Annotated in this window: 4 protein-coding genes and 2 pseudogenes; 4 read left to right on the plus strand and 2 right to left on the minus strand. The window is 62.7% G+C overall.

What is annotated here, in order from left to right; translation table 11 throughout:
* The 3 genes and pseudogenes from ABY403_RS14055 to ABY403_RS14065 form a co-directional block, all read left to right on the plus strand.
* A pseudogene (locus ABY403_RS14055) lies at positions 1–141 on the plus strand (aminoacyl-tRNA hydrolase); the annotation flags it as partial.
* A complete protein-coding gene (locus ABY403_RS14060) occupies positions 134–601 on the plus strand; it encodes an NUDIX hydrolase (RefSeq protein ID WP_372841454.1) in 468 nt (155 codons plus the stop codon). The pseudogene ABY403_RS14055 and the gene ABY403_RS14060, both read left to right, overlap by 8 nt.
* 79 nt (positions 602–680) lie before the next feature.
* Positions 681–2,153, plus strand: a complete 1,473-nt coding sequence (locus ABY403_RS14065) for an inorganic phosphate transporter (protein ID WP_372841455.1) — start codon at positions 681–683, stop codon at positions 2,151–2,153.
* Between the two features lie 10 nt (positions 2,154–2,163).
* On the opposite strand, the gene pncB is transcribed toward ABY403_RS14065, so the two are convergent.
* Both pncB and pncA read right to left on the minus strand, forming a co-directional pair.
* Positions 2,164–3,456: a nicotinate phosphoribosyltransferase gene (gene pncB, locus ABY403_RS14070; protein WP_372841456.1), complete on the minus strand. Its 1,293-nt coding sequence runs from the start codon at positions 3,454–3,456 to the stop codon at positions 2,164–2,166.
* 1 nt (position 3,457) lies between these two features.
* Complete coding sequence (gene pncA, locus ABY403_RS14075) at positions 3,458–4,066, minus strand: bifunctional nicotinamidase/pyrazinamidase (RefSeq protein WP_372841457.1); 609 nt, start codon at positions 4,064–4,066, stop codon at positions 3,458–3,460.
* A 134-nt stretch (positions 4,067–4,200) separates the two neighbouring features.
* Between pncA and ABY403_RS14080 the strand changes: the two are divergent.
* Positions 4,201–4,328 (plus strand): annotated as a pseudogene (locus tag ABY403_RS14080) (rubrerythrin family protein); the annotation flags it as partial.

Here is a 4,328-nt window from a genome sequence, read left to right on the forward strand (position 1 = left end):
ATGATCCGCGCAGCCTTGGTTGCGCCAAAACGACGTGTGCCGACCAAACCCACCGCTGGCAGCAAGCGGCGGCGCCTCGCGCATAAGGCCGAGCGCGGCGAGGTCAAGGCGCTGCGCGGCAAGGTTGACGACGATGAATAGCGCGCTGCTGAAGGCACTAGCCGCGATGCGCCATTGGCTGCGCCGCCTCTTCAGCCGGACGCAACCGTCAACTCAGGTGGCCGCGCTTTGCCTGCGCGGGCGACCAGGGCGGCGCGAGGTGCTTTTGGTATCCTCGCTCGGCACCGGGCGCTGGATCATTCCCAAGGGCTGGCCGATGCGCGGCCGCACGCTTGCCGAAGCGGCGTTGCGCGAGGCTTGGGAGGAAGCCGGGGTGAAGGGCGAAGTCGGCGCGCTGCCCTTTGGCGCTTTCGACTACCTCAAGCAGCGCGAAAAGACCGCACCAACGCCATGCGAGGTGCAGGTATTCATCGTGCGCGTAACTGGCATGGAACAAGAGTTCCCCGAAGCCGGGCGGCGGATACTGCGCTGGGTGCGCCCCGTCGAGGCCGTGGCCATGGTGGAAGAGCCGCGCTTGAAGGTGCTGCTCGGCGGGCTGTGACCCTATTGACGGTTGTTATGTCGCTGGGTTCGGGATAACCCGCAGGCCGATTGTACCAGCCACGCAACGGAAATGTGACATGGCCCTGCGACCGCAGAACCAATGGAAGACGCTCGACAAAGACCTTGGGCGGATCGATAGGCTTGAAGAAGCGACACATTTCGTCTCGCGCCCACTGGTGGCACCGGGCATAGCGCTGGCATTTGTGGTGCTGGCGGGCGTTGGTGCTGCATTGTTCTTTGGTGCCCAGCCCAACGCGCTGGTGGTCATCGCGGCGGCGACGATTGGCGCGTATATGGCGCTGAACATCGGTGCCAATGATGTGGCCAACAATATGGGCCCGGCGGTCGGTGCCAACGCGCTGACACTCGGCGGCGCGCTGCTGATTGCTGCGGTGTTCGAATCCGCCGGGGCGCTGATCGCTGGTGGAGACGTGGTCAAGACCATCTCCAGCGGCATCGTTTCGCCCGATGCTTTTGCACAGGACATCACCTTCATTTGGGCGATGATGGCGGCACTGCTGGCTGCGGCACTTTGGCTCAACCTTGCGACATGGCTTGGTGCGCCGGTTTCCACCACCCATTCGATTGTCGGCGGCGTGGTCGGGGCAGGCATAGCGGCTGCCGGGATAGACACCGTCAACTGGCTGGTGGTGGGACGCATCGCGCTAAGCTGGATCATTTCGCCGGTTCTGGGTGGGGTGATCGCGGCGCTGTTTCTGGCCTTCATCAAGGCCCGCATCATGTATGTGGACGACAAGATCGCCGCAGCCCGTCGATGGGTGCCGGTGCTGATCGGCATCATGGCGGGGGCGTTTGCCGCCTATCTGGCGCTGAAGGGGCTCAGCAAGGTTGTCAAAATCGACTTTGCCTCCGCGCTCACAATCGGGGCATCGCTTGGGCTGGTCTTCTGGATGATCTCGGTGCCGCTGATCCGGCGACAGTCGGAAGGCATGGAGAATCGCAAGAAATCTCTGCGCAAGCTGTTTTCGGTGCCGCTGGTCATCTCGGCCGCGCTGCTTTCGTTTGCGCATGGTGCCAATGACGTAGCCAATGCCGTTGGCCCGCTTGCCGCGATCGTGCATGCGGTGCGCGAGGGCGATGCGGGTGCCGCCAACGTGGCCTTGCCGCTTTGGGTGATGCTGATCGGCGCGGGCGGTATTTCGTTCGGGCTGGTGCTGTTCGGGCCAAAGCTCATCCGCATGGTGGGCAGCGAGATCACCAAGCTTAATCCGATGCGCGCCTATTGCGTGGCGCTTTCGGCGGCGCTGACGGTGATCGTGGCCTCGTGGCTGGGCTTGCCGGTTTCCTCAACGCATATCGCGGTGGGGGCGGTGTTTGGCGTTGGTTTTTTCCGCGAATGGCATGCAGAGCGGCGGGCAAAGGCGCTTGGCCTGATCAAGGGCAAGGTCGTGCCACCCGAAGAACGCAAGCGGCGCAAACTGGTGCGCCGGTCGCATCTGCTTGCGGTCGCTGCGGCTTGGGTGATTACGGTGCCTGCATCGGCCCTGCTGTCGGCGCTGGTGTTCAGCGTACTCAGGGCCGCCAGCTAAGCAGGCCCGTTCAGACCAGCACCGGGCGTTCTGACTGCGCGCCGACGCCGAACACCTTTTTGTAGCGCTCAATCTCGGCGGCAGGGCCCGTGGCCTTGCGCGGGTTGTCCGATAGCTTCACGGTTGGCCTGCCATTGGCCGAAACTGCCTTGCACACAAGGCTGAAGGGCGCCAACCCGTCGCCCGCAACAAGGCCACGAAAATCGTTGGTCAAAAGCGTGCCCCAACCGAACGACGCCTTCACACGGCCAGCGAAGCGCGCCTGCAACGACAAAATCGTGTCAACGTCGAGCCCGTCAGAAAAGATCACGAGCTTTTCGCGCGGGTCTTCGCCGCGCGATTTCCACCACGCGATGGCGGTTTCGGCACCCACCACCGGGTCGCCGGAATCGATACGCACACCTGTCCACGCCGCCAACCAGTCGGGCGCGTGTTCTAGAAAACCTGCGGTGCCAAAAGTGTCGGGCAGGATGACGCGCAGGTTGCCTTCGTGCTCTTCCTGCCAATCGGCCAGCACCCGGTAGGGTGCTTCGCGCAAGTCTTGGTCATTCTCCACAAGTGCGGCATACACCATCGGCAACTCATGCGCGTTGGTGCCGATCGCCTCGATGTCGCGGCGCATGGCGATCAGGCAGTTAGATGTGCCGATGAAGGCGCTGCCAAGCCCCTCCATCATCGCCTGCACGCACCAGTCTTGCCACAGAAACGAATGCCTGCGGCGCGTGCCAAAATCGGCGATCCGCGGGGCCTGACCCACGCGCAGTTTCTCGACCTTTTCCCAAAGCCGGGTCATGGCGCGGGCATAAAGCACCTGTAGCTCAAACCGCCCCATGTCTTTCAGCACCGCACGCGAGCGCAGTTCCATCAGAATCGCCAGCGCCGGGATTTCCCACATCATCACATCGGGCCACTTGCCCTCGAAGGTCAGTTCATACTGGCCATCGCGCTTTTCCAGATGATAGGGGGGCAGTCGGAATGCCTCGAACCACTCCATGAAATCGGGGCGGAACATCTGCCGCTTGCCGTAGAACATGTTGCCGCGCAGCCAAGTGCTTTCCCCCCGGCTAAGCGAAAGCGAGCGCACATGGTCAAGCTGCTCGCGCAACTCGCCCTCGTCCACCAGATCGGCCAGACGGATCGACTTGTTGCGATTGATCAGGCTAAAGGTGACCTGCGTATCCGCCCGGTTGCGAAAAACCGATTGGCACATCAGCAGCTTGTAGAAATCGGTGTCGATCAGGCTGCGCACGATCGGGTCGATCTTCCACTTGTGGTCGTAAACGCGGGTGGCGATGTCGGCCATGTCAGGGCTCCAGATTCACGCCAGCGGCGCGCATTTTTTCCAGCGCATCGGCCAGCGATCCGTCAAGGTCGATGGCGCGGCAGGCGCGGGTCAGCACGGTTGCCCCAAACCCCAACCGCACCGCATCAAGTGCCGACCATGCCACACAGAAATCGGTGGCAAGCCCCGCAAAGGTCAGATGCGTGGCACCGCGCTCGCGCAGATAGCCCGCAAGGCCGGTAGCGGTTTCCCGGTCATTCTCGTAAAATGCCGAGTAGCTGTCGATCCCCGCGCGAAAGCCCTTGCGCAAGATCAGGTCTGCGCGATCGGAATGTAGATCAGCGTGCAGCGCCGCGCCGTGGCTGCCTTGCACACAATGCGCGGGCCAAAGCACCTGCTGCCCGTAAGGCATTTCTATAACTGAAAAAGGCGCGGCCTCGGCATGGTTTTCGGCAAAACTCGCGTGATCCGCCGGGTGCCAGTCTTGCGTCAGCACGCGGATCGGGAAAGCGTCGAGCAGCGCGTTGACGCGCGGCACGATCTCGTTTCCACCCGCCACAGCTAGCGCGCCGCCGGGGCAGAAGTCGTTTTGCAGATCGATCACGATCAGCGCTTGCGTTTCTCCCGGCATCGGTTCCTCCCGGTAGCGGCATTTACCTGCCTTAAGTGTCGGCCTCTGCCCCGTCAATGGTTCTGCGGCAGGCGTTTTGCCCTTGCTGCGCCCGCTTACGCCGCTAGCATGCGCCAAAACAGATGAGGTTCCTTATGATCCCCGGCCTAGCCTCGCGCCGCCGCTTTTCCGACCTGACAGAGCAAGAGATCCTTGCGCTGGCCATTTCCTCAGAAGAGGACGACGCCTCGATCTATCGCACTTATGCGCAGCGCCTTCGCGC

The sequence above is a fragment of the Phaeovulum sp. genome (assembly GCF_041596715.1).
GTDB lineage: Bacteria > Pseudomonadota > Alphaproteobacteria > Rhodobacterales > Rhodobacteraceae > UBA6213.

What these genes read in the sequence shown, in the direction of transcription:
- ABY403_RS14060 (WP_372841454.1), top strand. Translation starts at nt 134, where the DNA reads ATGAATAGCGCGCTGCTGAAGGCACTAGCCGCGATGCGCCATTGGCTG.
- ABY403_RS14065 (WP_372841455.1), top strand. Translation starts at nt 681, where the DNA reads ATGGCCCTGCGACCGCAGAACCAATGGAAGACGCTCGACAAAGACCTT.
- pncB (WP_372841456.1), bottom strand. Translation starts at nt 3,456, where the DNA reads ATGGCCGACATCGCCACCCGCGTTTACGACCACAAGTGGAAGATCGAC.
- pncA (WP_372841457.1), bottom strand. Translation starts at nt 4,066, where the DNA reads ATGCCGGGAGAAACGCAAGCGCTGATCGTGATCGATCTGCAAAACGAC.